15 protein-coding genes are annotated in these 18,911 nt (G+C 42.7%); 6 read left to right on the forward strand and 9 right to left on the reverse strand.

What is annotated here, in order from left to right:
* The first annotated feature begins 3 nt into the window (after positions 1-3).
* The 4 genes from J6836_RS01710 (at position 4) to J6836_RS01725 (ending at position 4,221) form a co-directional block, all read left to right on the forward strand.
* Positions 4-747, forward strand: a complete 744-nt coding sequence (locus tag J6836_RS01710) for a glucosamine-6-phosphate deaminase (protein WP_219246203.1) — start codon at positions 4-6, stop codon at positions 745-747.
* A gap of 24 nt (positions 748-771) precedes the next feature.
* Entirely contained in the window at positions 772-1,803 is a 1,032-nt protein-coding gene (locus tag J6836_RS01715) for an N-acetylglucosamine-6-phosphate deacetylase (protein WP_219246204.1), read from the forward strand.
* 313 nt (positions 1,804-2,116) lie between these two features.
* Positions 2,117-3,292 (forward strand): ROK family protein, encoded by a 1,176-nt coding sequence (locus J6836_RS01720; protein WP_219246205.1) that lies wholly within the window; start codon positions 2,117-2,119, stop codon positions 3,290-3,292.
* Between the two features lie 302 nt (positions 3,293-3,594).
* Entirely contained in the window at positions 3,595-4,221 is a 627-nt protein-coding gene (locus J6836_RS01725) for an NAD(P)H-binding protein (protein ID WP_219246206.1), read from the forward strand.
* 36 nt (positions 4,222-4,257) lie between these two features.
* Here J6836_RS01725 and J6836_RS01730 read toward each other — a convergent pair whose 3' ends face one another.
* From J6836_RS01730 to torC, 4 genes are all read right to left on the reverse strand, one after another.
* Positions 4,258-4,794, reverse strand: a complete 537-nt coding sequence (locus J6836_RS01730) for a GNAT family N-acetyltransferase (RefSeq protein ID WP_219246207.1) — start codon at positions 4,792-4,794, stop codon at positions 4,258-4,260.
* A gap of 166 nt (positions 4,795-4,960) precedes the next feature.
* The gene (torD, locus tag J6836_RS01735) at positions 4,961-5,578 is read right to left on the reverse strand and encodes a molecular chaperone TorD (protein WP_219246208.1); all 618 of its coding nucleotides are present in this window, start codon (positions 5,576-5,578) and stop codon (positions 4,961-4,963) included.
* Positions 5,575-8,121, reverse strand: coding sequence for a trimethylamine-N-oxide reductase TorA (gene torA, locus J6836_RS01740; protein ID WP_219246225.1), 2,547 nt, complete (start codon positions 8,119-8,121; stop codon positions 5,575-5,577). The genes torD and torA overlap by 4 nt, the downstream gene beginning before the upstream one ends.
* Positions 8,121-9,290, reverse strand: coding sequence for a pentaheme c-type cytochrome TorC (gene torC, locus J6836_RS01745; RefSeq protein WP_219246228.1), 1,170 nt, complete (start codon positions 9,288-9,290; stop codon positions 8,121-8,123). The genes torA and torC overlap by 1 nt, the downstream gene beginning before the upstream one ends.
* A 136-nt stretch (positions 9,291-9,426) precedes the next feature.
* Here torC and torR point away from each other — a divergent pair, with 136 nt between their 5' ends.
* On the forward strand, positions 9,427-10,128 hold the full coding sequence (gene torR / locus J6836_RS01750; protein ID WP_219246230.1) for a two-component system response regulator TorR: 702 nt from the start codon (positions 9,427-9,429) through the stop codon (positions 10,126-10,128).
* On the opposite strand, the gene torT is transcribed toward torR, so the two are convergent.
* Positions 10,101-11,132, reverse strand: a complete 1,032-nt coding sequence (torT, locus tag J6836_RS01755; RefSeq protein WP_219249334.1) for a TMAO reductase system periplasmic protein TorT — start codon at positions 11,130-11,132, stop codon at positions 10,101-10,103. The two genes, torR and torT, sit on opposite strands and share 28 nt — an antisense overlap.
* An 84-nt stretch (positions 11,133-11,216) precedes the next feature.
* On the opposite strand from torT, the gene torS reads away from it, so the two are divergent.
* Positions 11,217-13,973 carry a TMAO reductase system sensor histidine kinase/response regulator TorS gene (gene torS / locus J6836_RS01760; protein WP_219246231.1) on the forward strand — a complete coding sequence of 919 codons (2,757 nt, stop codon included), beginning with the start codon at positions 11,217-11,219 and terminating at the stop codon, positions 13,971-13,973.
* Positions 13,974-14,001: 28 nt separating this feature from the next.
* Here torS and cfa read toward each other — a convergent pair whose 3' ends face one another.
* From cfa to J6836_RS01780, 4 genes are all read right to left on the reverse strand, one after another.
* A complete protein-coding gene (gene cfa, locus J6836_RS01765) occupies positions 14,002-15,165 on the reverse strand; it encodes a cyclopropane fatty acyl phospholipid synthase (protein WP_219246233.1) in 1,164 nt (387 codons plus the stop codon).
* Positions 15,166-15,573: 408 nt separating this feature from the next.
* Positions 15,574-16,569 carry an OmpG family monomeric porin gene (locus tag J6836_RS01770; protein ID WP_219246235.1) on the reverse strand — a complete coding sequence of 332 codons (996 nt, stop codon included), beginning with the start codon at positions 16,567-16,569 and terminating at the stop codon, positions 15,574-15,576.
* 78 nt (positions 16,570-16,647) lie between these two features.
* Positions 16,648-17,916 carry a glycoside hydrolase family 27 protein gene (locus tag J6836_RS01775; protein WP_219246237.1) on the reverse strand — a complete coding sequence of 423 codons (1,269 nt, stop codon included), beginning with the start codon at positions 17,914-17,916 and terminating at the stop codon, positions 16,648-16,650.
* A gap of 86 nt (positions 17,917-18,002) precedes the next feature.
* Positions 18,003-18,911 carry a DMT family transporter gene (locus J6836_RS01780; RefSeq protein ID WP_219246239.1) on the reverse strand — a complete coding sequence of 303 codons (909 nt, stop codon included), beginning with the start codon at positions 18,909-18,911 and terminating at the stop codon, positions 18,003-18,005.

The following is an 18,911-nucleotide window of genomic DNA, read 5'->3' on the forward strand; positions in this document are numbered from 1 at the left end:
AGTATGAATATTATTATTTCTGACACTAAACATGTCTTAGGTGAAAAAGCCAGCAGGGCAGGTACAGAGGCAATTAAACAAGCAATGAGCAAAAAAGCCGAAATTGCCATTATTGTCGCCACGGGTGCAAGTCAGTTTGAGATGTTGGATTGCTTAATCAAAGAGGATATTGATTGGTCAAGGATTACTATTTTTCATTTAGATGAATATATTGGTCTGGATGAGAATCACCCAGCGAGTTTTCGCCGTTATTTACAAGAACGCTTAGTGGATAAATTACCCACGTTACACCAATTTGTTGGTGTGAATGGTTCCGCTTCTGATATTGAAAAGGAAATTCAAAGACTTAACGAAATTATCGCTCAGTATGACATTGATGTCTGTTTCGCAGGTATTGGTGAGAATGCTCACTTAGCATTTAATGATCCACCCGCTGATTTTCATTCTACCTCTGCATATCTTGTTGTTAACCTTGATGAAGATTGTAGACGGCAACAGTTGGGCGAAAAATGGTTTGCGAGTTTAGATGAAGTACCTAAGCAGGCTATTTCTATGAGTATTCCACAAATTATGCGTTCAAAATCATTAATATTGAGTATTCCTGATTTACGAAAAGCGGCGGCAGTGAAAAACACACTTGAGGGTGAAATCACCAACCGTGTGCCAGCATCTATTGTACAAAATCATCCCCAATGCCAAATATTTTTAGATAAAGATTCTGCGTCATTGTTATCAAAAATTGATTAAGGAAAAGCATTGAAGGAACAAATTATGAAGATGACGGGTGGCTTATTTGATATTCAAGTCAATGGTTTTGCGGGTGTTGATTTTAATGACGAAAAAATCACCGCAGAGGCATTGGATCATGCGTTAGAAGCGATGTTAAAAACAGGCGTTACACTCTGTTTGCCTACATTAATTACAGCATCAGAATCATCATTGATAGAACGATTCCGTGCTCTTGATAAGGCTGTATCAACAAGTCGCTTAGGGCCATGGATGGTTCCTGGTTATCATTTAGAAGGCCCTTTTATTAATTCAGAAGTAGGTTATGCAGGGTGCCATCCAGCTAACGAAATTATTAAGCCAGATGCGCGGTTAATCAGTCGGCTTGAGCAGGAAGTGACTAAGCCAATTTTATTAATCACTTACGCACCTGAATTTGATACAGACTTTCAATTTACAAGGCAGTTAGTGGCTGCGGGGAAATGCATCGCAGTGGGGCATTCGAATATCAATTTTAACCAAATGGAGGAAGCAGCAAGTGCAGGGGTTTGCATGAGCACCCATTTAGGTAATGGGATCCCACAACACTTACCGAAATTGGACAATACGCTGCAAGCACAATTAAGTTGTGATGCTATTGGCGCAAGTTTTATTGCGGATGGGATTCATATTCCATTTCCTGCATTAAAAAATTTATTGCGAACTAAAACATTAGCAAGGTCAATATTGGTGACAGATGCAGTTAGTGCAGCAGGGTGTAATCAGGCAGGGTATTACCAATTTGCTACGATGTCGATTGAGCGAGCGGCTGATGGCACTGTGCGTGTACCAGGAGAGGTAAACTTAGCGGGGTCTAGTTTAACGTTAGATCAGGCTATTCGTAATGTTGTTACACATAAAATTGCTAAATTTGATGAGGCTATCATGATGGTGAGGATGAACCCATTACGTTATTTGCAACCCGCATTTGACTTCCATGGGATCACCCCTCAAATATCCGCAGTGAAATGGGATGAAAACATGAATGTCATCAGTTGTGTATTAGGTGAATATATTGTGCGTGAATACGTATTTTAAAATGATAGACGATAGAATACGTTAATAACCAAGTAGCAGAGAGACGGATTTCCCTGCTACTTATCCGTAGTTGGCGTGTCTAGAGTCTAAAGCCCTTCTTGTCTATTGTGCTTTCTAATGATTTGTTTGTATTTTCTTTTGTGAATAGGGATTGATTGACTGCTATTCCTTAAGGCATACTTTGTTGATAGCGATTCACAATTTTCCGCACATATAAGGGCTAGGCTGTCTAAAAATGACTTATTTCTATCCTATCGTGTAAGGCGATTATTTAGAATAGTGCATTGACTAAACAGCTTCATATCTCATTATTATGATACTTAAACAAACGACCAGTTTTTTATCACAGTTACCAATAACGCAACCCATTACCCATGACAAAGAGCGTATATTCTTTGCTATTTTAAATGGGCAAATAGCAACTCGCCGCGAAGCTGTAAAATTGTTGAATATTCGCTCGACAACGGTGTCTGAATACGTTGCTCAACTCCTTGATAGCCGATTATTAACTGAAACAATTAGCCAAAACTCAGGTAGAGGAAGGCCATCAATGGTTTTGGTTGTTAACCCTAACAGATTAATTACATTAGTTTTTCAAGTGATCAGCTTGTCGTTGCATGTTTTTGCTATTAATTTAGTGTCAAATGTTATTGCCCATGAACAGCTAGAGGCATCCCCTGATTGTGATAATCAGGCGTTAGCCGATAAATTTAGCCAACTTCATGAAAAGATTATGGCAAAGATCCCTAAATCAGCGGAAGTCGCTGGGTGTGTGTTTTCTTTAGGGGGAATTTTTGACAGCCAGACTTACCATTGGATACACGCCTCCCGTTGGCCCCAAATGAATAATCTGAATATCAAAAAATTATTTCCAGAAAAATATCGGGTTGTTTTGTCGCGTACACTGGACGATGAGCTGATGCTTCATGTTCTTGAGCGTAATAAAAGCACCTTATTACTTCATTGGGGATACGGTGTTGGTGTCGCATTTAGTACTGCAGATAACCACATTAATGTTGGCGGACATGGTTTTGGAGAGATAGGCCATTGGCATATCCCCCAGCAAATAAAACCTTGCCAATGTGGGCAAGTGGGGTGTTTAGAAACAGTGACAGCATTATGGTCCATTGGGCCTGATGTACTTGGTAGCCAATTTAAGGCTCATGATGATGAGGAGAATATCGCTGAAATATTAGCAGGTTGCGATTTAACCGATAATACCGTAATGCAACAAGCGATTATTCATATGGCTAATGCAGCATCCAATATTTGCCGAGTTTTTTTCCCATCACGTTTAATTGTTTCAGGTCCATTTGTGAAAAACCCGCAAGTTTGGGCAACGTTTTGTGAAAACTTTCAACAGCAAAACAAATTTTTTGGGCAAACACTTCCCGAACTTTCAATGAGTCAGATTAACCGCAATTCACGTATTTACGGCGCTGCATTACCTGTATTGGAGCAAACTCTGTTAGAGTTACTTGCGCAATAAGCGTAACGATAAACCATCAAGTATCAGCCCTGTGAATACCAAGGGCTGGGTCATTAAAGTAGGCCGTTGAGTTATCAGTCAACATTTCCTCCCTGCGCCAGTATTATCACAAACGACATCGCTTTTTCCCTCAATATTGATAAAAGCATTGCGATTATTGTCGCGATCTTTAGACCATTATTGGATAGGAAAAAGGGATAAGCGTAAGCTTGGCTGGTGGTATTTTCTAAATGAATGGTTTTTATATTTCAATTAGTCTGGTAGCGTGATGCGTAATTTCCGTGAATAACTAAGGTGAATGTATGGCTCAGTGGCTACTTTTTGGTGCAGGTGGAAAAGGGGTTGGGAACATGATAGCCCAGCTTGCGATTGCAAATCAGCAGCAAGTGGTGGCCGTGGTACGTAATGCCGAAGCCGCTGAAAAGTTGTCATTGCAAGGGGTGAGAGTATTTGTGGGGGATGCTTGCGATAAAGCTATTGTGGCTGCGGCGTGCGAAGCTGCAGGTGCTGGCGCAACCGTGATTTCCACCATGGGGGGCTCGCAAGATTATTTGGCAAACCGTACCGTTATTGATTGTGTAGAGCAAGCGGGGATCTCCCGTATGATATTCGTAACCTCTTTGGGGTGTGGAGATTCATGGCAGTATCTCTCTTTACGGTCAAAAGCTGCTTTCGGCCAAGCCGTAAGGGAAAAATCACTGGCGGAATCATGGTTACAAACCAGCTCCCTTGATTTTGCCATTGTACGACCTGGCGGGTTACTTCATGGAGAGGCAACAGGAAAGTCTATTTTGCAGCAAAATACTGAAGTGCATGGGTTAGTGATGCGTGCTGATGTTGCTGCGCAGGTTTATCAACTTGCGAGACAACCTGAATTGAAAAAGCGCATTTATAGCCTTATTCAGCCAGACCTGACTATCAGTAAATAAGGCTTGGTTATAGTGATTGGCCTGATATTCAGGCCATTACCACTGATCGCCACCGCGAAAGTCGCAGTACAGGGATTCAGTAAATTCAACCGAATTATCTTTAGACCAGCCCATCACGCCGCCTTCTTCACCTTCAGAGTGAACATAAGCGCCTTGGCGTAATTCAAACAAGGTACCTTTCCACACTTTCCAACCGAGGGATTGATACAGGTGAAACCCTTCGTCAGAGGCTGACAGTAAGCCAAGTTGATAGCAATTGCCGATGATGGTATTGGTCATAGACATCAATTCACGGCCAATACCTTGACGGCGATAACTTTCCAGTACCGCCATTGCTTCAACATACCCCACCGAAATCGGCTTATCATTAATCGCCATATGGCGCTGAATAATCGCTACGTGACCCACGATACGATGTTGGTCATAGGCAAACACGTGCATACCCCCCAAGGTGTGCTCAAAATCATCCCGCGTGAAATCCCCTTCAAACCCGACAAATAACATATCGAATAAAGCGTCTTTTTCGTCATCAGTGAGCTGTGAAGTGTGGCATTGCCTGTATTGAATAGTCATAAAATACCTTTGGGGAAGCGGAAAACAGAATAGGTAGTATAGGAGGGTTAGCCGTTTCGAATAAAGTTTTGAATGCGATTAAGCGGGCATTTGAGGGAAATGCAGGTAGTAGTAACCAAAAGGCCGTTTATTTAGAAAGATAAATAAAACGACCTTTTGGTTGAGTTTAGCTGTCTTGCTCATCCAACTGAACTAATGCAAGCAACAGTTGGCTTAATGCACTATAAAAACCGAATTCATCATAACGTTGGCAATTGTGGCTAAATGTAGGTAGCCACGGCAATAAAATCGATAAGGTTTGCTGGCGTAATTGCCTGACTTTTTCATGGTCAATAGCGGGTTCATTTAATGAAAAATGCAGGTGGCTGAGTAGTTCCAAAAAGATGGAAAGATGGTCTGGCGGTTCATTAAATACACCACTGGTTTCCATTCCTGCTTCGAATAACAAACGCGTAATTTGTGTGTTATTTTGTGCGTCACTTGGGTAAACCGAGGCATAAGGTAGGGCTGATTGTTTGTCTGACATTAAAAACAGGCTGCAAAAATCCGCAGCCAGTTCTAATTGGGCATCAGGTCGATGTGCAAGGGCATCTATTTTTGCCTTTAATTCATAGGTTGTCGCACTCAATGACGGTTCTAGCTCAAGAATGGCAAACCAGCCCACCATATCGGTGGACTGTAGTTGTGCCAATTGGCTGCTATCCAATTCACGTGAGAATAGCTGTGCTAGCCATGCATAAATACAGGCTATCTGTTCCGCGGTTAATACACTGTGATTGGTCATTTGTTCACCTGTGATGCAGGCACATATTCACATTGTGCCACCATTTCAATTGGCCCATCAAATGCACTGACGCTATCGATTTGCCCAGTGAATTTCTCGATTTCCACTAAGGTCGTATGCGCGCTGGTGGCTTGGGCTAATTGTGATGTACCAATATCTAACGTTAATACGTTAGGGTTGCCATATTTACACAATGCATTGATTTCACCGCCTTTGGTGGGGTCATACCAAGCACCTTCGTGAATACGGGCAACACCTTGGGTATACAAGTCCGAAACCACGGCACCCGCTAAGACTTGCCCTCGGTCATTAAAGACCCGCACGACATCACCATTATGAATTCCACGAGCTTTAGCATCTTGAGGGCTGATGAATACCGGTTCTTTACCACTCACGGAATAATATTGGCGTAACGCTGGCGATTCACATAATTGCGAGTGCAAGCGAAAATCTGGGTGGGCAGATTGCAAATGCAGAGGCCATTGCTTTGACCCTGGACCACCGTGGGAGCGTTCAATTTTTTCAAACCACATCGGGTGACCTTGGCAGTCATCGTACTGCATATCTGCGATAGTTTTTGAGTAAATCTCAATCAAGCCGCTTGGCGTACCCAGCGGTTCTAAATCAGGATCTTCCCTAAAGGCTTGGTGGCGAACAAACATTTGCGGATGTTCAAATTCCACATAACCGTCTTTTTCCCAGAATGCATCAAAAGCAGGTAAATGGATCCCGCGGCCTTTTCCTTGCTGGCTGCCTTCTTGCCAAATCCGTTTGAGCCAGCCCATTTGGTCTAAGCCTTCGGTGAATGCGTCTTCACGTCCAAAACGACGGCATAAATCACGGAAAATATCAAAATCGTTGCGCGATTCAAACTGCGGCTCAACCAACTGTTTCATCGCAATAATGCCTCGATTAGAGTGGTTACCGTATTGGTCGAGGTCATTACGCTCAAATTGCGTTGTGGCAGGCAAGACAATATCGGCAAAACGGCAGGTAGATGTCCATTGGTTATCAATCGAAACCACAGTTTCAAGCTTACGCCACCCCTCAATAATACGGTTAATTTGCTGGTGGCGATGGAACGGGTTAGTCCCTGCAAACACGCACATTTTTAATGGCGGTAGTTTGACGGATTTACCGTTCCAATTAATGGTTTTACCCGGCTCTAGAACCGCATCGATAAAACGTGCGATTGGAATGGTACTGCTATAGCCCTTGTAATCATTGCTGTCGTGAATTGGCGGGACTTTGGTTGAACCAGAAAAACCACTTAAAATAATTCCTTGGCGGCTTGGTGTGCCTGCACCGTTGTAGTGCCAGCCGAACCCAAACCCGCCTCCCGGTAAACCAATTTGCCCTAACATTGCCGCTAAGACGACAATCATCCACGACCATTGCTCACCATGCTGCATACGTTGTACACACCAGCCCGCAATAATTTGCGTACGGTTGGCGGCCATTTGGCGTGCAAGTGTACGGATGGTTTCGGCATCGATACCACAAATTTTCGCTGCCCATTGTGCGTCTTTGGGTTGCCCATCTTTTTCCCCCAGTAAATAGGGTACAAACTGGTCAAAGCCAACACAGTAATCTTTGAGGAAGTTTTTATCGTGTAAGCCTTCCGTATACAGCGTATGGGCTAACGCAAGTTGCAACGGCACGTCAGCTTGCGGATTAATGGCAATATGCTGAACATTACCACGTCCAAGGTAATCATGAGTGGAGGTGATGATGGGGTCAATACTGATGACGTTTATCTCACCGCTCGCTGCTTTTTCTTTGAGCTGCTCATAATAGGCGTATACGTCGTGGTCTGGACACCACCAGTTAGCTTGTTGATTTTTAATCAGGTCAGAGCCCCATAACACGATGGTTTTACTGTTTTCTAATACCAGTGGCCATGAAGTTTGCTGTTCGTAGACCTCCATCGAACCCACTACGCGGGGTAAAATAACCTGTGCAGCCCCTGTGGAGTAGTCGCCCCCCGTGCTGACACTATTGCCATGTAGGGCGATGGCACGGGCAAGCATCCCAGAAGCATTATGGAACATGCCTGTTGATTGCCAACCGCTTGCCGTTAATAACCCACTTGGGCCATAAGTTGTCTGAATGCGTTCGAGCTCTTGATAGAATAAATCTAAGGCTTCATCCCACGAAACACGTACAAAACGGTTATCTCCCCGTTGGGTGGTATCACTTAAATGGCGTTTACGCAGCCAATCAACCCGTACCATTGGGTAGCGAATGCGCGCAGTGCCATGAACGTGGTCTGGTAAACCCGCGATCATTTTGGATGGAAATTTATCACGCTCAAAGGCTTTGGCTTCGATAAACCGACCATCGACGACGGTGGCACGAATAGCGCCCCAATGTGACCCCGTTAAAATGCCTTCTTGTACCACAGCGGTTTGCTCCGCTGCCGTTGCTGCACTGGCTTTTCGTGGGGTTAGTAATGAGGGGCCTAGCATCCCCGCCACTGTTAGCCCGCCTAGTTGGGCGAGAAAGCGTCGACGGGAAGCTTGAAATGTCGGATTATTTTTCATTATTTTTCTCCGTTGTCACCGTGTGCAGCACCACCAGTATCAGATGCATTCATTTGCAGGTATTTCAATAAAGTACGTTCTTCGCGTTTATCTAAACTGGTAAAGCCAATCATGCCATTTAATGTGCCTATCCAGCCGTTAGCGTCGAAGTGAGCGATATCAGGTGCCCCGTGGCACTGGTTGCATGAACCGTTATACAAAGAGTCAGCATAAGCCCAAATTGGTTTGATATCGTTGACCATATCCCCTTGTTGCATCCACGCAGTGGCTTGTAATTTGCTCCATGAGGTATCCGTCGCTTCAACAGTTGTACTTTCGAGGGTTTTTACGTTTTCTTGAACATCACCCCGAATAGAGGCAACGAAAATACGCTTACCCGGTAATTCAGAAAGTACACGGCGGCGGCCATCTGTTTCTGTCCAACCTGTGATTTCCACTTGTAGCCAATCCCCATCGCGCTTTAACACTTTGACTTCAGACGCTGGCAGCAATGAACCCGCTGGGTCTTTATCACCTTTTTGAGCGTAAAGCGGTTTGATATCAAGGGAATATAACGTATCGCCATCGTCATTTGCTTTGGCACGTAATTCGTCAAATTGCTTACGAAAACCACTGCTCATATCCGGTAATTGATGGGCAATACCTTTGTGGCAATCAATGCAGGATTGGTTGTCTTTCGCCGCGATTTGCATTTGGCGCGCGGCTTCTGGGTTTTGCTTCGCATGATCCATCGAATCGTAATCATGGCAGGAGCGGCATGTCGCGGAGTTATTTTCTTTCATGCGAGCCCACTCGCGTTCTGCAAGTTCAGCGCGTTTCGCTTCAAATTTTTCTGGGGTGTCGATCGAGTGCGCGATAAATGTTTGATAAATATCATTGCTCGCTTCGAGTTTACGTTTAATCATGCCGGGGAGGTCGTTAGGAATGTGGCAGTCGTGGCACTCTGCACGAACACCGGAAGCGTTTTGGAAATGAACAGATTGTTTATATTCCTCGTAAACGGTTTCCATGCTGTGACAACTAACACAGAATTCCGTTGTGCTGGTGACTTTCATCCCCACATGAGGAACAACGATGAGTGCAACGCCGACAACAATACCGACGATAAGTAGTGTGAGCATTGACCACCGTGCACTTGGTCTTAACAATGCTCTCCAGAGTTTCCGCATAATATCCCCTAAAATAATATGGTTTAATACAGAGGATCTTATTCAGTAAATATGAATAGCGGTACTGGTCAGGATGAACAGCTTGCGGCAAGATATGAACAAATATGAACAGATATGAACAGAAGAGATGAAATCGATGGCATCACATCACATTGTGGTTGTTGAAGACGAACCTGTAACTCAAGCACGGTTGCAGGCCTATTTTGAACAAGAGGGGTATCGTGTTTCAGTCACAGGCAGTGGTGCTGGACTGCGCGAAATTATGGAACTTCAGCCTGTTGACCTGATTTTATTGGATATTAACTTACCTGATGAAAACGGTTTAATGCTCACAAGGGCACTGCGAGAGCGCTTTACTGTCGGGATTATTTTAGTGACAGGGCGGAGCGACCAAATTGACCGTATTGTTGGTTTAGAGATGGGCGCGGATGATTATGTGACGAAGCCGTTGGAGTTGCGGGAGCTAGTTGTGCGTGTGAAAAATCTGTTATGGCGCATCGACTTAGCGAATCAAGCACACTTACAACCCATTTCCCAAGACAATTGCTACCAATTTGCTGGTTATTGCCTCAATGTTTCCATGCACACGTTAGAATTTGACCAAGAAACTATAAAACTAACGCGCGCTGAATATGAAATGTTAGTCGCCTTTGTGACGAACCCTAGGGAAATTTTAAGCCGTGAGCGGTTATTACGCATGTTGTCAGCCCGCCGTGTCGATAACCCCGATCTGCGTACCGTCGATGTGCTAATCCGCCGTTTGCGCCACAAATTAAAGGCGGATTTACTGGTCACTCAGCATGGGGAAGGTTACTTTTTAGCGGCAGATGTATATTGATAAACAGGGCGAAATCCTCCCGGAGAAAGTGAACAACGTAAGTGCTCGCTATCCGCATTTTGCTGTGTGAGAATTAAAATCGGAGGGCTGATGTTATCCGGTACGCCACGGCCTTTGAGTACATTAATCGCTTGTTCAATAACAAGTTCCCCTTGCCAAACCATTTGGTCACTGGCTGCCATGATAATTCGGCCACGTTTTAAGCCACGGTAGACTTGGTGAGATAAATAAAAAGACACAATATTGAGCGGTTTTGCAAGGTTACGTTTTTCTCCCATTGCAGCCTCTGCCGCAATGGCAGTACCGACAACCACATCGGTATCTGGGTGGCGTTCTAACATTTCATGTAATAAATTACGTTGAATTTCAAGGTCGTTATCACCATGGGCAATATCAACAATAGTCACATTACTACCAGTTATGGCTTGTTGAAAACCATCTTCCATTTCTTGGCTGCCGCCTGCATCACGTGGGCCGGGCATTAACAAAACTTTCAGTGGGTTGCCTTTGCTCCATTGAACAAGGTAACGACCGGGTTGATAACCCATTTGGAACCACGGCACGCCAACACGAGTTTTAATGATGTTATCGTGTGTGGCATTGACCACTTCAATTACAGGTAAATCACCCACTTGTTGGCTTAAGTTAGGAAATGATGTGGTGCTGCTCCCGAGCAACAATGCGTCAGCTCCCCATTGTTGGCATTGGGCAATTTGTTTTTGCTGAGTGGCGAGTTGATTATAGCCGCCAGCTTCTAAAACTTTTAAATCGACGCCGTAAGTTTGAGCTGCTTTTTGCATACCGTAATTGATGGATAACCAATAGGAATCTTTTAAGCTTGGGTAAAGGGCGCATAACTTCCAGACCTTAGTGGCCTGAGGCACTTGGTGTTTTTGATGGGTGAAAGATAAGTTATCTTGCCAGCGCAATAGCGCCTCATTTTTATCCGCAGCATATCCCAATACTGCGTAAAATGTGACGAACAGTAAAATAAATGCGCGCATGATAGCCTCACTGGTCATAAACCTTTATCCTAAATGCTTTCGTAAGACGAACTCAACCTTTATTAACCGCTAGGTACGTAAACCGTGAACTTATCACTGACTCGACGATTATGGATGGGTTTTGCCTTAATGGCCGCATTGACGTTCATAAGTACCCTTGTGGGTTGGTATAACCTCCGTTTTGTGAGTCAGGTTGAGCAAGATAATACCCAAGCCTTGATCCCAACAATGAATATGGCACGTCAATTAAGTGAAGCCAGCGCATGGGAGCTTTTTTCTGCGCAAAACCTGACCAATGCCGATAATGAAAACAGTTGGCTTGCGCAAGGCCGAATGTTAACCGCGCAAAGCTTAAAAATTACTAACTTATTGAAAACCCTTCGCCAACAAGGCTTTGACACCTCGGCTATCGAGCAACAAGAAAAAGAAATCGCCCAATCGTTAAGCCAACAGGGGGAGTTAGTTGGGCAACGGCTTACGTTGCGTAATACACAGCGACAACTGCAGCAGCGTATCATTTCAGCGGCAGGGGAAATAGCGCAGCTAGCCCACGGGCAGGCAAACAATGCCGCGACCTCTGCGGGGGCAACGCAAGTTAGTTTATATGATTTGATTGAAGAGAAACGGACTTCACAAGCACAGACCGCACTTGATCGCTTGATTGATATCGACCTTGAGTATGTTAGCCAAATGAATGAGTTACGCCTTAGTGCGATGCGTGTTCAGCAGATGGTATTAAATTTAAGCACTTTGCCATTCAACCCCAATGCAGCGGAATTAGATAACCAACTCAATCAGGCAGTGAAAATCCTCAAACGTCGGCAAAAATATATTGAAGATCCCGCTGTGCGTAATCAAGTTGGGAGTGCGTTGGAGGTTGTTAGCCGTTATGTGGAATTGATTGCGTTATATCGCCAAGAAAACGATATCACCACGCGTTTACAGATTTTATCGCAAAATAACATTGACCAATTCGCCCGTTTTAGCAGTGAAGTTACCCAACTGGTTGATACCATTGAACAACGTAACCAAGCCGCACTTGCACAGCTCAAGCAAGCCAGTGAGCGAGGGCAAAATTGGTTATTGTTACTCAGCATCGTGTCACTTTTTTCATTTATTTTGATTTTATGGCGCGTGGTTTATCGATTAGTGACCAAGCCATTAGAACAGCAAACACAAGCTCTTCAACGGTTATTGGAGGGGGATATTGACTCTGCATTTCCTGAAACCGCGGGAGTGAAAGAGTTAGACACCATTGGGCGTTTAATGGATGCATTTCGCTCAAGTGTTCATGCACTGAATAGTCAGCGTGAACAGCTCGCCGACCAAGTCAAAGCACGAACGGCAGAATTACGAGTATTGGTGGTAGAACACCGAAAAGCACGCGCGGAAGCGGAGAAAGCCAACCAAGCCAAATCCGCTTTTTTGGCAGCCATGAGCCATGAAATTCGTACGCCATTATATGGCATTTTAGGTACAGCTCAGTTGTTATTAGAAAAGCCACCACTCAAGCAATATCGTGAAGATTTACATGCAATCACAGATTCAGGTGAGTCTTTACTGGCTATTTTAAATGATATTTTAGATTACTCCGCCATCGAAGCGGGGGGGCAGAATGTTTCTATCAGTGATGAGCCCTTTGAGCCTAAACCGTTATTAGAAAGCACATTATATTTAATGAATGCGAGCAATAAAAACCGTGCTATCAAGATGGTGGCAGACATTGCAAATGACTTACCTGCAGCACTACAGGGCGACCCATTACGCATTCGGCAAATTATTACTAACTTATTGAGCAATGCGCTGCGCTTCACACAGTCAGGGCAAATTACCCTGCGCAGTTGCCGCTTTGGTAAATATTGGTTTATTGAAGTTGAAGATACCGGGTGTGGCATAGAAAGCTCGCGTTTGGCGGATATTTTTAAACCGTTTGTGCAAGTGAATAGTCAGCGTGGCGGAACCGGCCTTGGGCTAACGATCAGTGCGAGCTTGGCTGAAGCCATGGGCGGGGAACTTACGGTCAATAGCGAGTTGGGGGTGGGAAGCTGTTTTCGCTTAACTTTGCCCCTTTGCCTTGCTTCTAAGCCAATCGATAAGCCCACTGGATTACCAGTTAACATGAACGGCGTGAATTTATTGCTGATAGAAGATAACCCGCTGACACAAAAAATTAGCAGTGAAATGCTAATTTCAAGCGGGGCGCAGGTGACAATAGCGGGCTCAGCCGCAGAAGCGTTAGCGATACTCTCACAACAACCTTCTTTTACCGCTGCGCTGGTGGATTTTGGTTTGCCCGATATTGATGGCATTACACTGGCAAAACAGTTTTCAGAGCAATATCCGCTGCTGATCCTAATAGGTTTTAGTGCCCATGTGATTGATGAAACGTTGCGGCAACGTACCAATAAAATTTTTCGTGGGATCATTCAAAAACCCGTTCCACGAGATACACTTAACCAATTAATTACTAAATATATTTCAGGTGGTGAATACCTTGCTCCTGCCACTTCAGAGAGTCCACAACAGGTCAATTTATCGCAACTGAGCGATGATGCACAACTGATGGGGTACCCTAAAATACAAGAATGGATAACCATCTTTAAGCTGCATTCTTTCCCATTATTGGCTGATATTGAAGTTGCTTATCAACAACATGATGCCGAGCGTATTAAACGGCTGGCGCACCAGTTAAAAAGTAGCTGTGCCAGCTTAGGGATGCAAGCAGCAGTGACGACGTGTGCTATTTTAGAGAAAGACCCTTTACAACCCACAGAGTTACGAAAAGAAATCGAAAAGGGGGTGCAGGTAATTGAGCGATGGTTGGAAAATCAATCGGCTTGATCTCATCGTCACTTCGCTGCACCAAGATTTACCTTGCAACTCGCAGGCCACCTTCGACACCTTGCGGGCTCCATAAAATTTGCCATAACTGGATGTCTCGGGCTCGAAAAGCACCCGCGCAGGCATTTAAGTAATAAGAAAACATTCGTTTAAAACGCGGTGTATAGTTTGCTTCTAGTTCAGGCCAAGCGGCTTGAAAACGTGAATACCACGCCATCAGCGTTTTATCGTAGTCAGCGCCAAAGTTATGCCAATCTTTCATCACTAATTTATTTTCACTACTTTCACCAATATTTTGCAGTGAAGGTAGGCAACCATTTGGAAATATATATTTATTGATCCATGCATCGACATTGACCTTATTTCGATTGGAACCAATAGTGTGCAATAAAAATAACCCATTGGGTTTTAAATTGCGTTTCACTACATCAAAATAGGTTGCATAGTTTTTTGGGCCGACATGCTCAAACATGCCAACGGAAACAATGCGATCAAATTGGTCATTAAGATTACGGTAATCGTCTAATCGAATTTGCACGTCCAGTTCAGCACATCGTGCTTGTGCGTACTTTTGCTGCTCAGCAGAAATCGTTACACCCGTTACCGACACTGAATAATGTTTTGCAGCAAAAGCCGCAAGGCCTCCCCAACCGCAACCGATATCAAGTAAGCGCATTCCCGGTTTTAATTGCAGTTTTTCGCAAATCAGTTTTAATTTTTGTTCTTGCGCCAAAGGTAAGTTTTCGGGAGTATTTTCTAACCCTTTCCAATAACCACAGGAATATTGCATATAAGGGTCAAGCATGCGTGAAAATAAGTCGTTACCAAGGTCGTAATGTTCTTCACCAACCATGCGCGCACGTTTTGGTGTTTGTAAATTACGAATGCGTGCAATGGCAATTTTCAGTGTATCGCTGAAATTATGTGGCAGTTTTTTATCGAGCCCATGACGGAGTGCGTGGTGGAAAAAGATATCTAAACGCTCGCAATCCCACCAACCGTCCATATAACTCTCGCCTAGCCCAATGGAGCCTTGTTGCAAGACTCGTTTGTAAAATTGGTCATTGCGTACGTGAATATCGAAAGGCTGGGAGCCATTAATTTCAATGCCAGCCTCGCTTAATAGCTCGCTAACAATGCGCTTCCAAGAGTCGACAGAGGTTTTTTGATTAACAGCATGTTCAGTACTCATCTGATCTCCAATTTTTAGCAAAGAGGGATTCAGAGAACTTTATTTGTGACGTATTCGCGGTACAGCAAAACAGGAATATTGACCACCACTGCATGGCAGACAGTGTATTAGCGTTATTGTTGCTATAAATAAAGCTCAAATCCAGTTTCAGATAACTCTCTAAAAAATATAAAACCTTCAGCGTGAATTTCAATCAAAATCATAATTAAACAACATAAAAGGCACTTATCACCAAAAATTAAGGTGAAATAAGGGAATATTGCCTTTATATCATTAGATTTTAGTATGGCATAGGTGAGTGACAAAATGATGAAAGATATTTTTATAAGAAAGTTTAGGGAGTTACAGGTGTGTTGATGGCTGCTTGAAGTTATGAAGCAGCCAATGGTGTATTGTTTGCAGTTAATCTCAGAAGCGATAACTGAGGTTCAAACCTGAATAGTGAAAATAGTAATGTCGCTTTTCACCTTCATTTGCGTAGCTTTGTTTTTGTGTTTCTAAGGCATATTCCAAAGAGATAAACAGTCGGTCGGTAATATTTTGTTCAAGTAACAAGCCATATCGGCGGTCCCTTTCATGTTTTTTCTTATTGCGTTCATCATCAAAGTGATAAGTATCTAAAGTATGACGGTAATAGGGGGTTAAGGTAGTTGGCTGGTCCGCAAATAAAGAGAGGTTTATTGGGAAATATAGGCGAATTTCTTGTTGAGCAAATTCTGCTGATGAGCGACTTCCCTTGTTCCAACCTTGGTTAATATAATAATTAAGGCTAGCACTGAATGTTTCATTGAATGCATAGTTAAATCCTGTTTCGCCTTCAATTTCTTTGTCTGTTAACTCGTTTTTTTCAATGTGATTATAGTAGTTAAACAGTCCAAGCCAACCTGCAAAATTAAGGTTGTCTGTTAGCGTGACTTTCCAATCGGGTTGAATGTCATAGCGTAGCGTGTTGTAAACATGTTCTTGGTTTTCTGGACCACGGTGGTGCCAACGGTAATATCGAAATCCACCTAATAAACCCAGTTCAATATTATCAGTGATACGGCTTTGATAACGAAGGTTAGTTTCGTATCGGTCAAACCAACTGTCTCTACCTTTTGTTTTATAATAGCTGGAGACATTATGATTCTCTTGGTAGAACCCTCCATAAAAATGCCAGTTATCTTTTTCATATTCTAAATAATAGGTTTGTTCAAATACTCCTTTTTTATCACTGTTGGATTGTGTGTTTTCATTCTCAAATAACATGCCTACTTTGAAATTATATTCATCATTATTAATTTGAGAAGGGTTTTTGATTAAAATATTCTCAGGATTATTATCAAAAATCAGATCGTCAGCCCATGTTTTATTTGAGGTCAATAATATAAATGTACAAAAAAATAATATTTTTTTATTTTTCATTCTAATAGCCTTTATTTATAATTATTATTAAATATTGTGGCTACGAAATATAAACCGTAGCCACAAGGAGGTCGCTAATTACCAACCGCTACGAATGAGTAGTATTTTTGCCTCATGAGATTGGACTTCAGTGGTATAACTTTCTTCAAAAGTTCCTAAATCTTTATGTTCCCATAAATCACGGACTTTTGTTTGCTTCCACGGAAGGTCTAAATCTTGATGAATATTCAGCGTCATATTTGCAGTTTGCCCTGAGCGGTTCAAAAGGGCGACTGCCCATGATCCATCGGCTAAGGGTTTTGCAAAAATTTGCAAGTCACCATTATTGACATAACGTTTAGCTTGGATCCCCAAAGAGTCTTGGTTCAATGCAATAATTTCTTTATTCTTTAATGTGGCTAAATCATCAGCAGTTAAATTATCTAAATCGGCGCCTATCAAGAGTGGTGAACTGAGCATAGACCACATGGCAAAGTGTGTACGATATTCCGTATTCGATGCACCTGTTCCAACAAGTTCTTGTGACTTTCCATGTAAGCCAATGATTAGCATGTCGTAATCGTTCCAGTGGCCTTTACCACTATATTGTTCAAGCCCAACCCCTCTGTCTATCATATCGAGGACATCAAAATAATAACCTTCGCGGTTACCAGGGTAGTTGAAATCATCACTGATATCTTGGCCAATGCGCCATTGATTGGCACCTAAGTCAGCAGCCCATTCCCAAATATTTTGCCAGCCACAATGGCAAGCATGGTATACCATCGGGCGACCCGCGCTATCGAGTTGTTTAGACATCTCACCAAAAGCTGTCACGAGGGCTTCCTTTGATGCTTGCTGATGGCTACAGCAGGAATCATATTTCAAGTGGTCAATTCCCCAAGATGCAAAGAGTTTTGCATCCTCTTGCTCGTGCCCTTCAGAGCCAGTATACCCTGCACACGTTTCATTACCTGGGCCGCTATAAATACCAAGTTTCATGCCATTTTTATGTGCGTAATCTGCAATGTATTTAATTCCTCTGGGAAATTTTTTCTCATCAAATGTTAATGGATGTTCAGCACGAGAACCTTTATGTTTTTGCCAACCATCATCAATATTGACATAAATATAACCCGCATCCCTTAATCCACTTGAAACCATTTTATCGATAGTATCCATGATTATTTTTTCATTAATTCTATCGCCATAATTATTCCAACTGGACCATCCCATTGGTGGAGTATTGGCAAGATTAGCACTGAATGATATCTTATTTTCGGGTGATTTAATTGTTTCTTTATTTATATCGGCTTTAGCAATGAAACTAAATAGGGCGGCAAAAATAACAACATGATATTTATTCATGAGTGTATTCTCCGTATTATATACAGTTGTTTTTTATTTTGAATTTTATTTGAAAGTAAGGTTATTTTTAATTCTATATTTAATTATTATATTTCACTTTGTGTAATATTTAATGTTTGCTTTTTTTCCTCTGAATAAACCATAATTGTTGAACCTGTTACTGCAAGTACGATACCAATTAATGACCATGTTCCTGGAACCGCTTGGTATATAATAAGTGAAATGACAGCAGTTAATACAGGTGCCAGTGCATTGGTACAAGGCGCGATAATAGTTGCTTTACCTCTGGCTAAAGCCATGACTAAGCAAAGGGCACCGATGGCATTAAGAACTTGGATAAATGCCGTTGATACAATGGCAGCCCATGGATAACTTATTGATGTATCAGGTAACATTAACCAAGCTATTGGGGCAAGAATAATTCCCGTAATTGTCATATAACCGAAAATTGAACTATCTTGCACACCTTCATTTGATGCCCTTTTCATAAAGAAGGCTTGAATTCCCCATGCAGCACAGATGATTACAGAATAAACTAACCACGTTATGCCATCACTTTGTTCACCATTATTACTGCTTATACTAAACATGACGATAGATAATAAAGCGAGAGCAACACCAACAAAACCTAATTTAGTAATTCTTTCTTTTAATATTCCCAGAGACATAATAACGGTAATAGCGGGGGAAATAGAAATAATTGGGAAAACTAAATAAGCGGGCGCCCCCATAGCGAGAGTTTTAAATAACAGTAATTGACCACCTGCACCTGTAAAGCCCACTAAGCAACCATAAAAAATGGCTTTACCAGAGGTATCAAATTTTTTCCCGCGTAATGAAAAATAGCAGGGAATTAACATCGTGAGTGACCAAATAATATAAATCCATTGGTCGGGATAGCCATATTCTTGCGTTGGCCAAGCACTAAATGCTCCCCAAACGCCCCATGTAATGACTACTAAAAAAGTATAAATAATCCAAGAATTATTTTTCAT

The organism is Providencia sp. R33, from assembly GCF_019343475.1.
Classification (GTDB): Bacteria; Pseudomonadota; Gammaproteobacteria; order Enterobacterales; family Enterobacteriaceae; genus Providencia.

Excerpts from the sequence above, each read along its gene's own strand:
- cfa (WP_219246233.1), bottom strand. The coding sequence starts at position 15,165 with ATGAGTACTGAACATGCTGTTAATCAAAAAACCTCTGTCGACTCTTGG.
- torR (WP_219246230.1), top strand. The coding sequence starts at position 9,427 with ATGGCATCACATCACATTGTGGTTGTTGAAGACGAACCTGTAACTCAA.
- J6836_RS01780 (WP_219246239.1), bottom strand. The coding sequence starts at position 18,911 with ATGAAAAATAATTCTTGGATTATTTATACTTTTTTAGTAGTCATTACA.
- J6836_RS01775 (WP_219246237.1), bottom strand. The coding sequence starts at position 17,916 with ATGAATAAATATCATGTTGTTATTTTTGCCGCCCTATTTAGTTTCATT.
- J6836_RS01725 (WP_219246206.1), top strand. The coding sequence starts at position 3,595 with ATGGCTCAGTGGCTACTTTTTGGTGCAGGTGGAAAAGGGGTTGGGAAC.
- J6836_RS01710 (WP_219246203.1), top strand. The coding sequence starts at position 4 with ATGAATATTATTATTTCTGACACTAAACATGTCTTAGGTGAAAAAGCC.
- J6836_RS01770 (WP_219246235.1), bottom strand. The coding sequence starts at position 16,569 with ATGAAAAATAAAAAAATATTATTTTTTTGTACATTTATATTATTGACC.
- torC (WP_219246228.1), bottom strand. The coding sequence starts at position 9,290 with ATGCGGAAACTCTGGAGAGCATTGTTAAGACCAAGTGCACGGTGGTCA.
- J6836_RS01720 (WP_219246205.1), top strand. The coding sequence starts at position 2,117 with ATGATACTTAAACAAACGACCAGTTTTTTATCACAGTTACCAATAACG.
- J6836_RS01715 (WP_219246204.1), top strand. The coding sequence starts at position 772 with ATGAAGATGACGGGTGGCTTATTTGATATTCAAGTCAATGGTTTTGCG.
- torA (WP_219246225.1), bottom strand. The coding sequence starts at position 8,121 with ATGAAAAATAATCCGACATTTCAAGCTTCCCGTCGACGCTTTCTCGCC.
- torD (WP_219246208.1), bottom strand. The coding sequence starts at position 5,578 with ATGACCAATCACAGTGTATTAACCGCGGAACAGATAGCCTGTATTTAT.
- torT (WP_219249334.1), bottom strand. The coding sequence starts at position 11,132 with ATGCGCGCATTTATTTTACTGTTCGTCACATTTTACGCAGTATTGGGA.
- J6836_RS01730 (WP_219246207.1), bottom strand. The coding sequence starts at position 4,794 with ATGACTATTCAATACAGGCAATGCCACACTTCACAGCTCACTGATGAC.